This window comes from Bacteroides coprosuis, from assembly GCF_020741705.1.
GTDB classification, from domain to species: domain Bacteria; phylum Bacteroidota; class Bacteroidia; order Bacteroidales; family Bacteroidaceae; genus Bacteroides_E; species Bacteroides_E coprosuis.
In genome coordinates this window covers 1-17095 of the sequence record NZ_DYYK01000138.1, presented here as the reverse complement: position 1 = coordinate 17095, position 17095 = coordinate 1, and the positions used below count along the sequence as shown (strand labels likewise).

Annotated in this window: 17 protein-coding genes; 9 read left to right on the top strand and 8 right to left on the bottom strand. The window is 36.0% G+C overall.

Annotation, left to right across the window (positions count from 1 at the left end):
• Positions 1 to 286: 286 nt before the first annotated feature.
• Positions 287 to 520 carry a hypothetical protein gene (locus K8V80_RS07970; RefSeq protein WP_006744765.1) on the bottom strand — a complete coding sequence of 78 codons (234 nt, stop codon included), beginning with the start codon at positions 518 to 520 and terminating at the stop codon, positions 287 to 289.
• A gap of 719 nt (positions 521 to 1239) precedes the next feature.
• Here K8V80_RS07970 and K8V80_RS07965 point away from each other — a divergent pair.
• On the top strand, positions 1240 to 1869 hold the full coding sequence (locus tag K8V80_RS07965) for a tetratricopeptide repeat protein (RefSeq protein ID WP_276776819.1): 630 nt from the start codon (positions 1240 to 1242) through the stop codon (positions 1867 to 1869).
• Positions 1870 to 1932: 63 nt separating this feature from the next.
• Here K8V80_RS07965 and K8V80_RS07960 read toward each other — a convergent pair whose 3' ends face one another.
• The 4 genes from K8V80_RS07960 to K8V80_RS07945 form a co-directional block, all read right to left on the bottom strand.
• Entirely contained in the window at positions 1933 to 2535 is a 603-nt protein-coding gene (locus K8V80_RS07960) for a helix-turn-helix transcriptional regulator (RefSeq protein WP_006744767.1), read from the bottom strand.
• Positions 2525 to 3229, bottom strand: coding sequence for a hemerythrin domain-containing protein (locus tag K8V80_RS07955; RefSeq protein WP_006744768.1), 705 nt, complete (start codon positions 3227 to 3229; stop codon positions 2525 to 2527). The genes K8V80_RS07960 and K8V80_RS07955 overlap by 11 nt, the downstream gene beginning before the upstream one ends.
• Positions 3230 to 3335: 106 nt before the next feature.
• A complete protein-coding gene (locus K8V80_RS07950) occupies positions 3336 to 3533 on the bottom strand; it encodes a hypothetical protein (protein WP_040310147.1) in 198 nt (65 codons plus the stop codon).
• A 483-nt stretch (positions 3534 to 4016) separates the two neighbouring features.
• Entirely contained in the window at positions 4017 to 5030 is a 1014-nt protein-coding gene (locus K8V80_RS07945) for a metallophosphoesterase family protein (protein WP_006744770.1), read from the bottom strand.
• A 259-nt stretch (positions 5031 to 5289) separates the two neighbouring features.
• Here K8V80_RS07945 and K8V80_RS07940 point away from each other — a divergent pair, with 259 nt between their 5' ends.
• The 8 genes from K8V80_RS07940 to K8V80_RS07905 are packed head-to-tail and all read left to right on the top strand — an operon-like array spanning position 5290 to position 13478.
• A complete protein-coding gene (locus K8V80_RS07940) occupies positions 5290 to 6522 on the top strand; it encodes a Cof-type HAD-IIB family hydrolase (RefSeq protein WP_276776813.1) in 1233 nt (410 codons plus the stop codon).
• Positions 6519 to 7613, top strand: coding sequence for an isochorismate synthase (locus tag K8V80_RS07935; RefSeq protein ID WP_006744773.1), 1095 nt, complete (start codon positions 6519 to 6521; stop codon positions 7611 to 7613). Before K8V80_RS07940 ends, K8V80_RS07935 begins: the two co-directional genes overlap by 4 nt.
• Positions 7614 to 7636: 23 nt before the next feature.
• Positions 7637 to 9304, top strand: a complete 1668-nt coding sequence (gene menD / locus K8V80_RS07930) for a 2-succinyl-5-enolpyruvyl-6-hydroxy-3-cyclohexene-1-carboxylic-acid synthase (protein ID WP_276776810.1) — start codon at positions 7637 to 7639, stop codon at positions 9302 to 9304.
• 4 nt (positions 9305 to 9308) lie between these two features.
• The gene (gene menB / locus K8V80_RS07925) at positions 9309 to 10133 is read left to right on the top strand and encodes a 1,4-dihydroxy-2-naphthoyl-CoA synthase (protein WP_276776807.1); all 825 of its coding nucleotides are present in this window, start codon (positions 9309 to 9311) and stop codon (positions 10131 to 10133) included.
• Positions 10134 to 10166: 33 nt separating this feature from the next.
• Positions 10167 to 11219, top strand: a complete 1053-nt coding sequence (locus K8V80_RS07920) for an o-succinylbenzoate synthase (protein ID WP_276776805.1) — start codon at positions 10167 to 10169, stop codon at positions 11217 to 11219.
• On the top strand, positions 11216 to 12310 hold the full coding sequence (locus K8V80_RS07915) for an AMP-binding protein (RefSeq protein WP_276776802.1): 1095 nt from the start codon (positions 11216 to 11218) through the stop codon (positions 12308 to 12310). The genes K8V80_RS07920 and K8V80_RS07915 overlap by 4 nt, the downstream gene beginning before the upstream one ends.
• Positions 12311 to 12323: 13 nt before the next feature.
• Positions 12324 to 12785 (top strand): hypothetical protein, encoded by a 462-nt coding sequence (locus K8V80_RS07910; protein ID WP_006744778.1) that lies wholly within the window; start codon positions 12324 to 12326, stop codon positions 12783 to 12785.
• A gap of 9 nt (positions 12786 to 12794) precedes the next feature.
• Entirely contained in the window at positions 12795 to 13478 is a 684-nt protein-coding gene (locus K8V80_RS07905; RefSeq protein ID WP_276776798.1) for an FG-GAP repeat domain-containing protein, read from the top strand.
• A gap of 61 nt (positions 13479 to 13539) precedes the next feature.
• On the opposite strand, the gene K8V80_RS07900 is transcribed toward K8V80_RS07905, so the two are convergent.
• The 3 genes from K8V80_RS07900 to K8V80_RS07890 form a co-directional block, all read right to left on the bottom strand.
• A complete protein-coding gene (locus K8V80_RS07900) occupies positions 13540 to 14955 on the bottom strand; it encodes an MFS transporter (RefSeq protein WP_276776795.1) in 1416 nt (471 codons plus the stop codon).
• 339 nt (positions 14956 to 15294) lie between these two features.
• Positions 15295 to 16116, bottom strand: a complete 822-nt coding sequence (gene panB, locus K8V80_RS07895; RefSeq protein ID WP_006744781.1) for a 3-methyl-2-oxobutanoate hydroxymethyltransferase — start codon at positions 16114 to 16116, stop codon at positions 15295 to 15297.
• A 123-nt stretch (positions 16117 to 16239) separates the two neighbouring features.
• Positions 16240 to 17095 (bottom strand): LptF/LptG family permease (locus K8V80_RS07890; protein ID WP_276776790.1); only part of this gene is annotated, 856 nt, incomplete at its 5' end.

Genomic DNA, 17095 nt, shown 5'->3' with positions numbered 1-17095 from the left:
AGATATGATTTATTTAATTATAACTTGCCAAGTTTATTCTTTAAATCGAATTCTGTTAGATTTTAGCTCTTGTTTAAATGTTTAATAAGTTAAATATATATAAATATAATAGATTTATAGTATCTGTTACTTATTTAATAAGCTTATTTTAGTGTGCATTATTCACTTTTAGGTTGATACAAAATTGATTTTTATATTCTTATTTGTTGCTTTATGGGAAAATCAAGTAAAGTTTACAAAAGTAAAAGCACCGAGAGATGTGCATATCTCTCAGTGCTTAGTCGCATTATGAAAATGCAAGGTTTCCATTATGGCTATGAATTAGTTCGTTCGTATTTTCATATCCTGCATGAAAACCATCGCTATAGCCATTAAAGAAGCCTCTTTTGTAATGTTCGCTATCTGATTTTGCTTCTGCGTCATAATTATCTACACATCCATCACTGAATCCTACTGCATAACCATCGTTATAACCTCTGTTATACATCTCTGTTTCATTAGTTTTTACATTTTTCATCATAGTTACAAAATTTTAGTTAGACACGTTTCTTATATTTCGTTAGGACTAATATCAAGAAATATTTCTCTATTAACAACTGTTTAGTGAAATATTTCTCTAATTTGTTTAGTTAAAATGTTTTTACTATGTAATTTGCTATGTGTAGGTGCCATAAAGTGCCATTTTAAGTCCTTTTTAGTTGAAATGAATTTTGAATAGCTGTAAATAATTAAATGTGTTTTTAATCTTTCTGAGCTTATTTATTCCGTGTTTTCTGTTTGAGATACTCTACGATGATCACTAAATAAGCATAGGATAGTTGGTTTCGAATTCTTTCGATAGATCTATTTTATTGGATTATCCCTGTGGTGGCAAAATGATTTAGCTACTTATTTGTCTGATTTTGCTATCCCGAGAAATCAAAATATAGTATATTGGAGAAATAAATCCTTAATGATAGGTTTCTATTTAAATAATTGTTGGGACTTTATAGAAAGTATAGTAATTTGCCCTTGTTTAGAAGAGTTTAGTAAAAGTGTGGATATGTAATCTCTCCTTATTATATAGCGAATAAGCTATTTTGTTGTCTGGAGGGAGATGTTTTAGATTTGATTCATCAAGAAAAGGCTTTTAAACCTTAAAAAACGAATTATTCTAAAATCTGATCTATAAAAAATGAGAAGGTGTAACAGAAAATACTATATTGCATGAATATTAATCTACTTAAAACTAATAATACTATGAAAGATTGTACGACTATCATTAAAATAGCCGAAGCAGGCTGTGCCGATGCCCAATATGAGTTGGGGTTGAGGTACTCTTACGGGAAAGGAGTTACAAAGAATTATAAAGAAGCCTTTAATTGGTTCGTGAAATCGGCTAAACAAGGGAATGTGATGGCTCAAAACGGTTTGGGCGTTTTGTATAGTAGTGGCAAAGGTGTAGAATTAAACTATAAAAATGCTGCTCGCTGGTATAAAAAGGCAGCCGAATTAGGCGATCCTTATGCCCAGTTTAATCTAGCAGTGCTGTATAAAAACGGATTAGGTGTTCCTCTTAATTTGGAAGAAGCTCTTGATTGGTTTAGAGAAGCTGCAATACAAGGAGATCCTGCTGCTCAAAACAATTTAGGAATCATGTATAAAAAAGGTGAAGGAGTTGAAGTAAACTACGAAAAAGCTTTTCATTGGTTCAAAAAAGCTGCTGAGCAAGGTGATGTTAAAGCTGAAGCAAATTTAGGTGAGATGTACGAAGATGGCTTGGGTGTGAAGTGTGATTTGGAGAAGGCCTATGCGTGTTATCAAAATGCTGCTGCAAAAGGTAGCCCGAAAGCTAAAGATAAGTTGGAAATATTAATGGCAGAAAAGTAATTAGTAAGTCAATTTTATATAGTAAAGGAGAATGAGTTTTATAGCTTATTCTCCTTTTGTTTTTTAGTCTGCCTTGATTTCATTAATATCCACCAATTTATTTACAATAGCATAAATAGTTAGTCCTGAAGCACTATGAATTTGAAGCTTCTTACTAATATTTTTCCGGTGCGTATTGACAGTGTGAATGGATAAAAACAGATGTTCGGCAATTTCTTTATTAGTCATTCCTTTTACCACACACACCACAACTTCTTTTTCTCTATCTGTTAGTGTTTCTTGGTCATCATCTGTGTCGTCATCCAATACTAAGTCGTGTATGGTATCACCTATTTTAGCCAAAGAATCAAATAATTCGATATGGGCATCATAGTTGTTGACAACATCAGGATTGGTATAGGTAGTAGAAAGTGCAATTACTTTAATTCGCTTTTCATCTTGCTTATTGTGGAATTCTTCTATATCAAAGAAACCTTCGAAATAGGGGTTTATAATAAGAACATCTACTGGCTGAGTCCTAATGCAATCATCTAATGCAGTAAGTGAGCTAAGTTCTACTGCTTGTATATTGAGTTTAGGTAAACGTTTAAGAGCTGTAAGAAGGCCAGATCGTACAATTACAGATTGGTCTGCAATAGCTATAAATATCGTATCCCTAGTTTTCATTCTTTAAAATTTTCCGTTCATAATCAAGCACCAAAGGAGTAAATAAATAATCTTCTACTTTGCAATGCCATTCTAAACCACTTTCACAATTATAGATATCTAATAGGGCAGAAGTAAGTAAATAATTATCTACATCCTTGGGGGTGTATTTAATGATAATTTGCTTTAGCTCTGTAAGTCTTTGTCCTACCAAATCATGATGTTTAGAATAGGTTTTTATCTTATAGTGAGGTGTAACCCTTCCTTCCAAAAGATCTTCCACGTACGAAAAAACTGTTCTATCTTCATAATCCATATGTTTGCTTATTTCGTACATATACTCGTCAAAGGCACGGATAATGAGTTGTGCTACTTTGTCTTCGGATGTAGAAATAGCCCTTACTAGTTTAGAACGAATATCTGGTAGTAAATAATCCAGATAATAAACATGCGTTTGTCTTAAATAATTAACGAGTGAGAGTATAGACAAGTCTTTGTAATCGGAGTCTATACTAGAGAACCCGTCAGCCACAAAGTTTACAACAGCTAAAAAAGTATTGCAATGCACGCCATTTTCTAGACAAACTTCTGAAACCGTTCGGTCTCCAAAACCCAAAGATATTCCAAAGCATCCTACTACTTGGAGTAAGGCGTCGTCTCCACTAATGAGTAGCGCCATTTTATCATTAGGGTTGTATGTTGTTATTTGTTCCATTCCGATAGATTTAATTGATCTCTGCTAACAAAGTAACACATTATTTGGTCATATTGCAATCACTATTCTTGGGTATTTAATGATAATTATTGATTCTATCATGCTTTTATTGGAATAGTTGTTTCTTATAAGTATTTCTGACTTCGTTTTCTGGGATGGGTTTCCATGGGCTAGAATAATTGTGAATCCCAATACGGCTAATCCAGCCAATAAATAATGTGAGATTTTCATAATTAAATAATTTAATATTAAACAATACCTTTTTTATCGAAAACAGGAGTTCAACTTCAAATTGAAGTCTCATTGTTTTTTGTTTGATGTAAAAATAAGTATTGAACAATACATCACACTATCTATTTTGGGACAAGAAATATCGAATATGTGCAGGGATGCTATTATTTAACAATTAAATATTAAAAGTGAGTATAAATATGTATTAAAATTCCATATCTAGCTATTTTGCTGTATAAATATAGGTAAAGGGTTTTGCTATGTTGAATGAAATGAGTTTAGAACCGAGAGTTTTTTCACTCGACTGTGAAAGGTGTTTCTATACATTTAAATGGAGATTAAGATTATGACACCGACATGATGATACGATGACACCGACATGATGATACTTTGACACCGATAAAAGAGTCTTATGACTAAGTTATCCAATAAGTTGTTGAATAGGATAGGTGAGAAGATACAGAAATAGAAGATTTTGATGATAATGAGATAATGTATAAATATAACAATGCGAGATGCTTTTTTTAGGCATCTCGCATTATGACAGAGAAGAATTTTATTTTTTTATTTCAGGGAAGTCCGAAGGATAGTTGATGATTTGTGAAACACCATTTAAAGTCCGTATCCATGTTTTGAAATCATCTTTACCCTCGGTGATTTCTATGATTCTGGCTCCATTGCCCGTTAGATTATTGTACACAGTTTCTCCTCCAGAGTATCTTCCGTAGGCAAGGAGTACATTATGCCACTTTGTGCAAAAATCGTTATCGTGATCATGGCCCACAAAGATTCCTTTTATATCATCCTGTTCTTTTATTGTACTAAACAAACCCGAATTGAGCTGTGGACAACAGATGTCTTCTTTGAAATTGCCTTTTAATTGATCTTTCACTTTTAGAGTAGCTTCCTTAAATTCGGGAGTTGGGATGTGGAAGAACGCCAAAGAGAATAGGGGCTTGTTATTGTTTTTTTTCGTAAACTGCTGACTTGTTTTTCGGTACCAATTGATTTGGTCTAATTTGATATAATCGTATCCTTCAATCCCTTTGATTTGAGAATAGCTATGAGAATCAAATACATAGAATACAGCAGATGTCTTTTTAGAATCGCTAGCTTTTATTTCTAGTAGATAATTGGTTACACCCGATAGGTTTTTTGTAGTACTTGTGAGGTTGTAGGGTACCTCTTTAATCAGTTTTAATAGCTCTTCCCTAGAAAAACCCTGCTCATCATCGTGATTGCCATAAGTTATTGCGAGAGGAATCTTTCGAGAAGAAAGAGCATACATCACAGTAAGCATACTCTTATCTCCAGGTTTTCCAAAAATAAGATCGCCTGTAACCATAATTAAATCAGGCTCTTCTAGATCTATTATTTTAAGAATGCGTTCAAGAGCTTTCTCAGAACTCTTGTCTTGATAAACATAGTGGATATCGGTCAATTGAACGATTTTGAACTTCCCGTTTTTGTTAAATTGCAAGGTCGGTTGTTTGGCTTCAGCCCCAAAAGAGGAGAGTAGTAAACCAAGAATAAGTAGAATCTGTGAGTAAATCTTCGTATGTGTTTTCATAAAAAGCTTATTATTAGTATTTCTGAATATTTCAAAGATACAGTCTTTTTATGGGTTTGGCTTATTATGCTGATAAATATTCGGTTGAAAATTGTTCTTTTTTCTGTATATTTGAGATTGTTAAAAATATCGGGATATACCTTATTTCTCCTCATCAGAGGGGAGCTAGTGGCTTACTCGATTATATTTCAATAGGTCAAAGGGTTATCTCTCTCTATGGAGAGCTATAAATCTTATTCGGCCCTTAAAAAATGAAGTAATGGATTACAAATTATTAGTTCTTGATGTAGATGGTACGCTTTTAAATGAAGAAGGTGTAATAAGTAAGCGTACTCTGGCTGCTCTTCGTAAAGCACAGCAGATGGGTGTTGTTATTGCTTTGGCTTCAGGTAGACCATTGCATGGATTGCTACCGATTGTCCAACATCTAGACTTAGATAAATATGGTGGTTATATATTAGCTTATAATGGTGCTCAAATATTGAATGCCAAAACGGATAAAATAATTCTTTCCCAATCTATCGAGAAAGAGGTGTTTCCGTTTATCGAGAAAGAAGCCAATAAGCACAATATGGCAATCTTTACTTATAATGAATCTCAGGTGCTTACGAATGATGCTTCCAATCCTTATATTATAAAAGAAGCTCGTATTAATAATATGGAGGTACAAGAATTTAAACCTCTATCTCTAGCCATAGATTTTAATCCTTACAAATGCATTATGGTAAATGATGACCTTTCAGAAATAATGAAGTTGGAGGAAGAATTTAAGATGAGACTAGATGGGGTAATGAATGTTTTTCGTACCGAACCCTATTTTTTGGAAATAGTACCCGAGTTGATAGATAAATCCAATGCACTAGGTGTACTTCTTGAAACTTTACATATTAGTGCAAAAGAAGCTATCGTGATAGGAAATGGAGTAGCTGATTACTCTATGATTCAGATGGCTGGCTTGGGTGTAGCTATGGGAAATGCTACTGATTCAGTAAAGAGATGTGCTGATGTAGTTACAGAAAGCAATAATGAAGATGGCATTGCACTCATTGTAGAAGAGTACATTCTCTCTCAAGTAAGTGTTGCTGATATCAACTTAGAACTTCTCAATGAAAGAGGAAAGCATGCACTTATGGGTAACCTCGGTATTCAATATACTTATGCTGCCGATGGTAGAATTGAAGCCACAATGCCTGTTGATGAGCGAACACGACAACCTTTTGGTATCTTGCACGGTGGTGCTACATTGGCCTTGGCAGAAACCATAGCTGGTTTGGGGTCGATGGTTATTGTAGAGCCCGATGAGATTGTAGTAGGAATGCAAGTGAGTGGTAATCATATCTCTTCTGCACACGAAGGTGATACCGTACGTGCCGTAGCAACGATTATTCACCGAGGAAGATCTTCACATATTTGGAATATTGATGTATTTACTTCAACAGATAAGCTCGTTTCGTCCATCCGTGTAATGAATAGTATTTTAAAGAAAAGATGATCCAGATAAACGACGAACATCTTTATATTCTAGATCAACTTATTGCGAAGAAGCAACTCTTTGCCGCCTATAAGATGCCCCAATCTGATACTTGGCATTTTGTAATGCAAGAGTCTGGTCATCCTCAGTTGCTTACAGATTTGTCTCAACTAAACGAGGAGGAGGGGTATGTGATAGCCCCTTTTCAAGTTTCTGAAGGCTTGCCCATTGTGTTACTTCATATAGATAGAAGAACTCTTCCTAGCCGAGAGGAGCTTGAAAAGTATCCGATAAGAACACTACCTACAGAAAAGGTAGAAGACTTTTTATTGGAGGGAGAGATGAAACAAAAATACAAAGATTGTTTTGATTCCTTTATGCAACCATTGCAGGAAAATACGATGGCTAAGCTCGTTTTGTCAAGACATCGTGTTCAGAAAAAAGAGAAAGATTTATCTCTGGCAAAAGCCTTTGAAATGGCTTGTAATAGTTACCCCAATGGATATGTTTACTTGGTGCATACTCCACAAACAGGAGTTTGGATGGGTAGTACGCCCGAGATTATTCTTGCTGGTAAAAAGCAATATTGGCAAACAGTAGCTTTGGCCGGTACCAAACCTTATGTAGAAGGTAAAGCTCCTCTGTGGGATGCAAAAAACAGAAGAGAGCAAGATTTAGTAGCTCAGTATGTTCAGCATCAGCTGAATGCCTTTGGAATTGAACCAGAGATTGAGGGTCCTGTTAATATTAAGGCTGCTCAAGTGGTTCATCTTGTGTCTCATTTCTCGTTTCAGCTTGAGCAGAATAATAGATTAGGAGATTTATTAAAACTACTACATCCTACACCAGCAGTTTGTGGACTACCTAAGGAAGAAGCCTATCGTTTTATCTTAGAAAATGAGCATCACAATCGTAAATATTATTCTGGTTTTATCGGTGAGCTTTCTCCTTATGAAACCACTAATTTATTTGTTAACTTAAGGTGTATGCAAATTCATTCAAAAAGTTATACCTTGTATGCTGGTGGAGGATTATTATCCTCTTCTATACTTGATGAAGAATGGCAAGAGACTGAAAATAAAATGCAAACGATGAGGGCTCTTTTGCAGTGAAACCCTATAATAATTGAGGAGTAATGTATTCAGATAAAAAAAATATTCAAGAATTAGTAGCTTTACTTGAGGCTCATAAAGTGCGAAAGATAGTACTGTGTCCTGGAAGTAGAAATGCACCTATTGTGCAGACGATAGTGAATCATTCGTATTTTAGTTGTACTTCTGTTACAGATGAGCGTAGTGCTGCATATATTGCTTTAGGACTGGCTTTGAATGGAGGAGAACCTGTGGCTGTATGTTGTACCTCGGGAACAGCATTGCTTAATATGCACCCAGCTGTAGCTGAGGCTTATTATCAGCAGGTACCTCTAGTCGTAATTTCAGCCGACCGACCAGAAGCTTGGATTGGACAGATGGATGGACAAACGATTCCTCAGCCCAATGCTTTTGGTAAATTAGTGAAATCATCTGTCAATCTCCCCGAAGTAAGAAGTGATGAAGATAAGTGGTATTGCAATCGCTTAGTTAATGAAGCTCTGCTCGAACTTTATCATCATGGGAGAGGACCAGTGCATATCAATGTACCGATTTCTGAACCTCTCTTTGATTTCAACACGACAGAATTACCTTCAGTTCGAGTGATAACTCGCTATGAGGGGCTAAATATGTACAATAGAGAGTATGATGATTTAATAGAAAAACTCAATGGATACTCCAAACGTATGATGATTGCTGGTCAGCAAATGATGATTTATATGTTTGAAAAACGTACAGGGAAAGCTTTACAAAGAAACTTTGTGTGGCTATCAGAGTATTTAAGCAATAAAACAACACCAGGTCAATCGATTACTAATTTTGATGCCTTACTCTATACCTTAGAAGAGAAAGAACTACCTAGGTATCAACCCGAATTGGTCATTACATACGGTGGGCATGTGGTCTCAAAGCGATTGAAGAACTTCTTGCGAAAATATCCGCCTAAGGAACATTGGCATGTATCAGCAGATGGAGAGGTAGTCGATTTATTTGGTAGTCTAACTACGATAATCGAAATCAGTCCATTTGAGTTCTTAGATCGTATCGCACCTTATTTATTAGATGTGAAGCCAGATTATACCCAACTTTGGGAGAGTAAATCGAAAACAATAAAAGAACCTGAGCTTACTTACTCTAGCTGTGGAGTGATTGGTCAGCTAATGAAAACGATGAGTACGCCTTCCGTTTTGCATCTAGCAAATAGTTCGGCTGTGCGCTATGCTCAACTTTTTAAATTACTACCCGATGTGGATTTATGTTGTAATAGGGGTACAAACGGAATAGAAGGTTCACTTTCTACAGCAATAGGCTATTCACTAGCTTCGGATAAACTCAACTATGTGGTAATTGGAGATTTGAGTTTCTTCTATGATATGAATGCTATTTGGAGTGCAAATTATGGCTCTAATCTTCGTATCCTATTACTGAATAATGGAGGAGGAGAAATATTTAAAGCTCTGCGCATGAACCTAACAGGAAAATCGGAGAAGTATGTTAGAGCTACTCATACCACGAAAGCAGAAGGTTGGGCCAAAGAAAGAGGATTTGAATATCTATCGGCCCAGAATCAAGAAGAGCTGGATCAGGTTTTATCAGCTTTCAATGATCCGAATATCAATCAAACAAAACCTATGTTTTTAGAAGTATTTACAGATACCGATAAAGACGTAGCCGATTATAAATCATATTATCATTCATTAAAAAACAAATAGAGATATGTCTACTAAAAGAGAATGGAAAACTATTAAGGAATACGAAGATATTCTTTTTGAATTTTACAATGGGATTGCTCGAATAACTATAAATAGAGAACGTTACCGTAATGCATTTACTCCACAAACCACATGGGAGATGAGTGATGCCATGCGCATTTGTCGTGAAGAACAAGCTATCAATGTGATTGTGTTTACTGGAGCAGGTGATAAAGCATTTTGCTCGGGTGGAGATCAAAATGTAAAAGGTAGAGGGGGATACATTGGAAAAGATGGCGTACCTCGTTTGAGTGTACTTGATGTGCAAAAGCAAATTCGTTCAATTCCTAAACCTGTAATAGCTGCTGTAAACGGGTATGCTATAGGGGGTGGTCATGTATTGCACGTAGTATGCGATTTATCTATTGCTTCAGAAAATGCTCGATTTGGACAAACTGGTCCTCGTGTAGGTAGCTTTGATGCTGGTTTTGGAGCTTCTTACTTAGCTAGAGTAGTGGGTCAGAAGAAAGCACGTGAAATTTGGTTCTTATGTCGCCAATACGATGCACAACAAGCACTAGATATGGGTTTGGTTAATACAGTAGTACCTTTAGAACAGCTCGAAGATGAGTATGTAAAATGGGCAGAAGAAATGATGCTACTTAGTCCGCTTGCTCTTCGTATGATCAAAGCGGGATTGAATGCAGAACTAGATGGTCAATCGGGTATTCAAGAATTGGCAGGAGATGCTACATTACTCTATTATTTAACAGACGAAGCACAAGAAGGAAAGAATGCTTTCTTAGAAAAACGTAAACCAAACTTTGATCAATATCCTAAATTTCCCTAAATTAGACACATTAGAGAAAAGTGAGTTTTATATATGTCTATAAAAATTAAAATACTACCTCAGTTGCTCCATTTTAAGCAACCAGCAGGTACATCAAGAGGAGTATATACTATACGGAAAGTGTGGTATATACTCCTTTCCAATGCAGCCAATCCTGAGTTGTATGGTTATGGAGAGTGTGCACCCTTGCCCGATTTAAGCTGTGATGCCCTGCCCGATTATGAAGATAAATTGAGGTTCTTTGCTCAAGAATTTACAGAAAGAAATAATTTTGATTGGGAAGAGTTGAGAAATTATCCTTCTATGTTGTTTGGTTTCGAAACTGCTTTACAACATTATCAAAGGCAGTCTTTGCAACTGTGGGATACACCCTTTGCTCGAGGTGAAGAAGGTATTCCTATAAATGGATTGATCTGGATGGGCTCTTATGAAAAGATGTATCAACAAATTCAGGAGAAAATAAGGAAGGGTTTTCGCTTGATCAAACTAAAGATTGGTGCAATAGACTTTGAGGAGGAGTTACGATTACTAACTTATATTCGTGAACATTTCTCTAAAGAACAAATGGAACTGCGAGTAGATGCTAATGGAGCTTTTAGTACTACTGATGCTCTTTCAAAATTAGAAAGATTGGCTCAGCTAGAGATACATTCTATTGAGCAACCCATAAAAGCAGGTCAGTGGAAAGAAATGGCTAGGCTAACTGCTCAAACTCCTTTACCGATTGCTTTGGACGAAGAATTGATAGGAATAAATACCTTAGACGAGAAAAAAGCTCTTCTAGATATGATTCGGCCTCAATATATTATCTTAAAACCTTCATTGCATGGAGGTATAGTAGGTTGTGAAGAGTGGATTAAGGAAGCTGAAGCTCGAAATATAGGTTGGTGGATCACCTCTGCCTTAGAATCAAATATAGGATTAAATGCTATTGCTCAGTGGACAGCAACACTTCATCCTACACTACCTCAAGGCTTAGGCACCGGTATGCTCTTTGAAGATAATATTGATATTCCCCTTGAAATACGTGAAGATCAGCTCTGGTTTAATCCCAATAAACCTGATACAATTTGCATAGACTCATGAATCAAGGAATCCGTCTGAATGGTACTTTCTACCGTTCCACCCAATTAGATGATTTTATACATACGGCTATAAGTAAGGAGGACAAGATATTCTATAAAGAAGTTGTAGGCTTCCTTCAAGAATGGTTTGACAAGAGTGATGTTGTTTGGGTTCATACTTCGGGTTCAACAGGAACACCTAAGCAGTTGCAAGTCAAGAAAGAGCATATGAGAAATAGTGCTCGGGCAACTTGTGATTTTATGAAGTTAAAGGCAGATGATGAAATACTACTTTGTATGCCTGTCAAATACATTGCAGGTAAGATGATGTTGGTTCGGGCTGCTGTAGCCAATTTGTCTGTATGGGTTGTAACTCCTTCGGGAAGACCTTTAAAGTCTTTTAGTAAGGTGGTAGACTTTGCCGCTATGGTTCCTCTACAAATATTTAATACCTTACAAGTTGAACCTGAGAAGATTAGACTACAAAGAATAAAGCATCTTTTAATAGGAGGAGGTTCAATTGATGAAGCTATGGCAACAGAGCTACTTCAGTTTCCCCATGGGGTTTATTCTAGTTATGGCATGACAGAAACTGTTTCTCATATTGCCATCAGAGAGCTAAGTGGAGTAGAAGCTTCAGAGTGGTATTATCCATTTCCTTCCGTAAAGCTATCTCAAACAGATCAAGGCGCTTTAATTATTGATGCACCTTTGGTCTCTGATAGCCAGTTGATAACTAATGATGTGATAGAATTCAACTCAGATGGAGGCTTCAGAATACTAGGAAGATTGGATAATATTATAAATACGGGCGGTGTAAAGATTCAGGCAGAGAAAGTAGAACAAAAAATAGAAAACTTAATAGACTGTCCATACGTTGTAACAAGTAGGAGAGATGCTAAATTGGGAGAGGCGGTAACGTTACTGATTGAGTCGAATTTATGCGATGTATCACAGTTAAAAGAAGCATTAAAAGAACGCTTAACCTCTTACGAACTGCCTAAAGATATCTTTTTAGTGGAGACACTTCCGCTGACAGATACTCAGAAGATAAAGCGGGTAGATTGTAAACAATTAGCAGATCAACTGTACCAACAACACAAAACAATTTAAGAAGAATGGAGATATGACAAAGGAACCAATATTAAACGATCATAATAAAGAGGAATATCCTCCTATGCATACAGCAGAACATCTGCTAAATGCTACAATGGTGAAAAAGTTTGGATGTTCCCGTTCAAGGAATGCTCATATTGAGCGGAAAAAGAGCAAATGTGATTATGAGTTACCTTTAGCTCCAACAGAGGAGCAGATTAAAGAGATAGAACAAGAAGTGAATCAAGCGATACAGCAGAATCTACCTGTTACAGCTTGTTTTATGACTCAGGAAGAGGCAAAAGGGTTGGTTGATTTAAGCAAACTTCCCGAAGACGCCACCCAAACTCTACGAATTGTCCAAATAGGTGATTATGATGTTTGTGCATGCATTGGTAGTCATGTGGAAAATACGTCAGAAATTGGGCGATTTATGATATCTTCTCATTCCTATACCGATGGAAAACTACGATTACGATTTAAACTAAAATAAAATCTTGATATGAAAAAACGTATTCTTATTGCCTTATCTATTTTAGTAGTGCTAGGATTATTTGTCTCTTGTTGGAATACTAAAAAGAAAACGAATGAAGAAGGTGCTAAAGACTCTTCTTTGGTCGATATAGAACAACCTATTACTCCCAATGTCAGTCAGAAGCTATCATCCGTAGTATCTGATGAGTTGCTATTAGATGCTCCTACAACAGCTAGATATGTATTGAGTACCTCAGCACAGCTTGCAGAAAACAAACTTGTGAAGTTCGATTTTAATAAGGATGGAAAAGAAGAAGTAATAGTTCTAGGTAGAGACCATCCTAATGGTGTTCGTGTATTGGCTACTCGTAAAGGTATTGGTCAAAACTTGATCAATGATATAACCGAGGGTTATTTTTTTGATTCTTACGGTGAATTAAAAAGTCAGTATGCTATTCAGGTAACCGTTGTCGATGTAAATGGAGATAATCAGAGTGAAGTTGTTGTTTCTATCGGTAAATCTGGTGAACGAGTAGATAGTTTCTTCTATCTTATAAAAGATACTGATAAAGGAAGCTTTAACTATATCGGTTCAATAAAGGGAAAAAATAGAGCTGAATTAACGCCTAATCATAAAATAGAATTAGTGAATCTAGAGAATCAATCGGTGACCTATGAAATTTATAATAATGAATTAGCCCTTGTCAAATAATAGAAATAAGACTGGACTTACTCAAATGAATAATAAAAAAGGCAGCAATTGCTGCCTTTTTTTATGCCGTATGTTTGTGACTAGTGAGCTTGTGAAGCTTATAATGTACATATAGATAGATCACCAAAGCTAATGCTACTAATCCTGTATTAATCAGTGTTACTTGATAGAGGGTTAAGTTGAAAACTAAAGGAGTCACTGCTCCAAGTATTAGTCCAACTTCCCATGCTAAATGGTGTGAAGTATTGGCAGTTCCTCTTTCACAATGTTTAGAACTTAATATGAGTAATAAAAAGATAGGAGATGAAACTCTAGCTAGTCCGAATAACAACAACTGAGTTATTAGGATATAAGATTTAGAATCGCTTATGTGTAAATCTTGCTCTAAGAAGAGGGCTAATAGCATACAGAGTAATCCACTAAATATTGGAGATGTAACCTCCAACCTATATTGTGACTCAAGTACCCATTTGTTCATCTTTGGATAGACCCGATGAGGCATGATTGAGGTTAAGATAGCTGCCAAAAAACTAGTTATCATAAGTGCCGCTATCAGTATGCTCCAATGTGATAGTTCTGAGTAAAAGTTGGAAAACACATAGATTGCAATCAAGATAATAGGTACTCTAGATAGTAAAAAACCTATCCCCTTATTATGTAATAACGCATCAATTTCCAATCTAGATAGTATAGCAGAAAGAATAAAGACTACAAAGGGCAATAAAATAAACACCCAACTATCAGAAACAATATAGAATGATTTTATCTGGAGGTTCTCCATAAAGTGAGGAAACATTGAGCCTGGAATAAAAGCCAAAGCAACCATCATTAATATTAATCTCCAGCCTTGTGGCAAGATAAACCGGTCTAAACTAAGTTTACTAACTTCATTTGGCGCTCGGAAAGGATGGTGAGTTAACCGAGTAAGTAGTAATGCTAATATGCCACTAGCCATACTGACATATACAGTCATTTCATATCCATAGGAGAGCTGTAGATAAATGCTAATAGGCACAGCTAATACCATACCAGATCTGCCTGCCCAAGCATAGATAATATTCCCTTTTCCTCTTTTGCGTGGAGAGGTTACATCTATGGCTATGGTGATACTTGCTGCAGTTGCTAGTCCGAAACAAACCCCTTGTACTAAAACACCCAGAAAGAGGAGTAGGGTATTAGTTGTAAACAGGAAGAGTAGAGCAGGGCTAATTACGCCCAAATAAGCTAGGCTACATATCTTCTTGCGATTAAAATTCTCTATGAGATAATTGTGAAAGGGACCACCGATGAGAAGTCCTACTACGAACAATAAGTATATATACCAACTGCTATATCCTTCTAGTGATGACTCTACTTCAAAAGGTGTAATGGGAAGTACCATATACAGAGCAAAAAATAAGAGGAAGTTGGCACTGCATACCTTGATGAAGCTTGCAGTCAATAGTTTAGAATTTAAATTACTAGTTGATAGTGACATTTTTTATTCAATTTCTATTCTGATACTTGGTGTTCATCTTTGAATTAATATTAATTATTTATAGAAATTCATTGATTAAGATACAAAACTATCTTTATGAAGACGAACAATGCCTTAATCTACTTTTATAAAAGATCTTGCGTTCTCAATTTTAATTTGCAAATATAGTGTTATTATTCTGAATAGCATATTTGTTTCATATTCATAGAGTAGTATCCTTTTTTAGGACACAAGGGGGAGCACTAGGAATAAAAAAGGATAGATGACTTTTGGGATCACCTATCCTGTATATGTTTCTTAAATAATATACTTTGCTTAATTGAAAGCTATATTCAAGGTTTAGTACTGTTCGCCTTCATTCGGGAAATCTCCAGACTTTACGTCGGTGATGTAGCCTTGAAGTGCATTCGTCATTGTTTCTTCCAGATTCGCATAGCGACGTAAGAATTTAGGCTTGAAGTCATTATTCATACCCAGCATATCTTGTATAACAAGAACCTGACCATCAACTCCTCCTCCAGCACCAATACCAATTACTGGAATGCTTAGTTCTTTACTTACTTTTTCTGCTAGTTCAGCTGGAATCTTTTCTAGAACAAGAGCAAAACATCCTGCTTCTTCTAATAGATGAGCATCTTTAATCAGCTTTTCAGCTTCTTCGTTGTCCTTAGCTCGTAGTCCGTAAGTGCCATATTTGTTAATAGACTGAGGCATTAAGCCTAAATGTCCCATAACAGGTACTCCAGCACCAATGATCCTTCTTACAGTATCAATAATTTCTTCGCCACCTTCTAGTTTTACAGAGTCAACACCTGTTTCTTTCATCATGCGGATGGCAGAAGCTACTCCTGTGTCTGCACCTGCTTGATAAGAACCAAAAGGCATGTCTAGTACTACCAAAGCTCTTTTAGTAGCTCTAGCTACACATTTACCGTGGTAAATCATTTCTTCGATGGTGATAGGAAGTGTTGTGGAGTTTCCTGCCATAACATTAGAAGCAGAGTCACCTACTAAAATAATATCCATACCTGCGCGATCAACAATACCTGCAGTAGTAAAATCGTATGAGGTAAGCATTGATATCTTTTCACCATTTTGCTTCATCTCTGCAAGATGATGTGTTGTAACTTTTCTTTTGTTATCTGATATATAACCAGCCATTATTAAAATTATTAAATGATTAAGCAGCACCAAGGTTGGAGCTGCTCAAAATTAGTTTCGTACAAATATAAAAGATTTCCCATTATAGAACAATTAAAGGAAATCTATTTATTTGCAACCTATTTATCTTGGAGCCTTTCTATATAAATAGTAGGCTATAAAAGCATAGAGTATATTGGGTATCCACATAGATACCATAGGAGATACTACTCCGCTGACAGCAAATGTTCCCGATATAGTCTGGAAAAGGATGTAGGAAAAACTCAGGGCTAAACCTACCCCCAAATGAAGTCCCATTCCTCGTTTGGCCTTTCTCGATGAAAGAGATGCCCCAATAATCGTCAGAATAAAGGCGGCAAAAGACATGGCTATACGCTTATGATATTCTATCTCGAATACTTTTGTGTTACCAAATCCTCTCGATTTCTGTTTGTCAATATGTGCCCTAAGCTCTGGATTTGTCATCATCTGTTCCTGATTCTGGAACTCTAGAAAGTCTGATGGATCCATCGCGAGTACAGTATCTTTGGAGTCTCCTTTAGAAATATACTCATGTAGTCCATCAAAATCTCTAACCGTATAATCTTTTAGAGTCCACATATTTACTGCTGTAGAGTCGTAAGTGATAGAACGAGCTGTAAGGTGTGAACTCAACTTCTTTCCCTCAAACTTATCTAAGATTACTCGGTATCCCGTTTTATTATAATCAGAATACCTATCTATATAAGCTATTAATCCTTCTTCTACTTGGAGTTGGATGTTTCTAGCTGAACTCTTCTTTCGCTTTTTATAATACTGATCCTCAAATTCTACACGAGCTACACTACCCTTAGGAATAACATAACCACCCAAAACAAAGGTAAAGAGAGCAATAATAGCCGCAGAAATCATATAGGGTTTCATTAGTCTACTAAAACTCATACCCGTAGAGAGCATGGCTATAATTTCAGAGTTTTCAGCTAACTTGGATGTAAAGAAG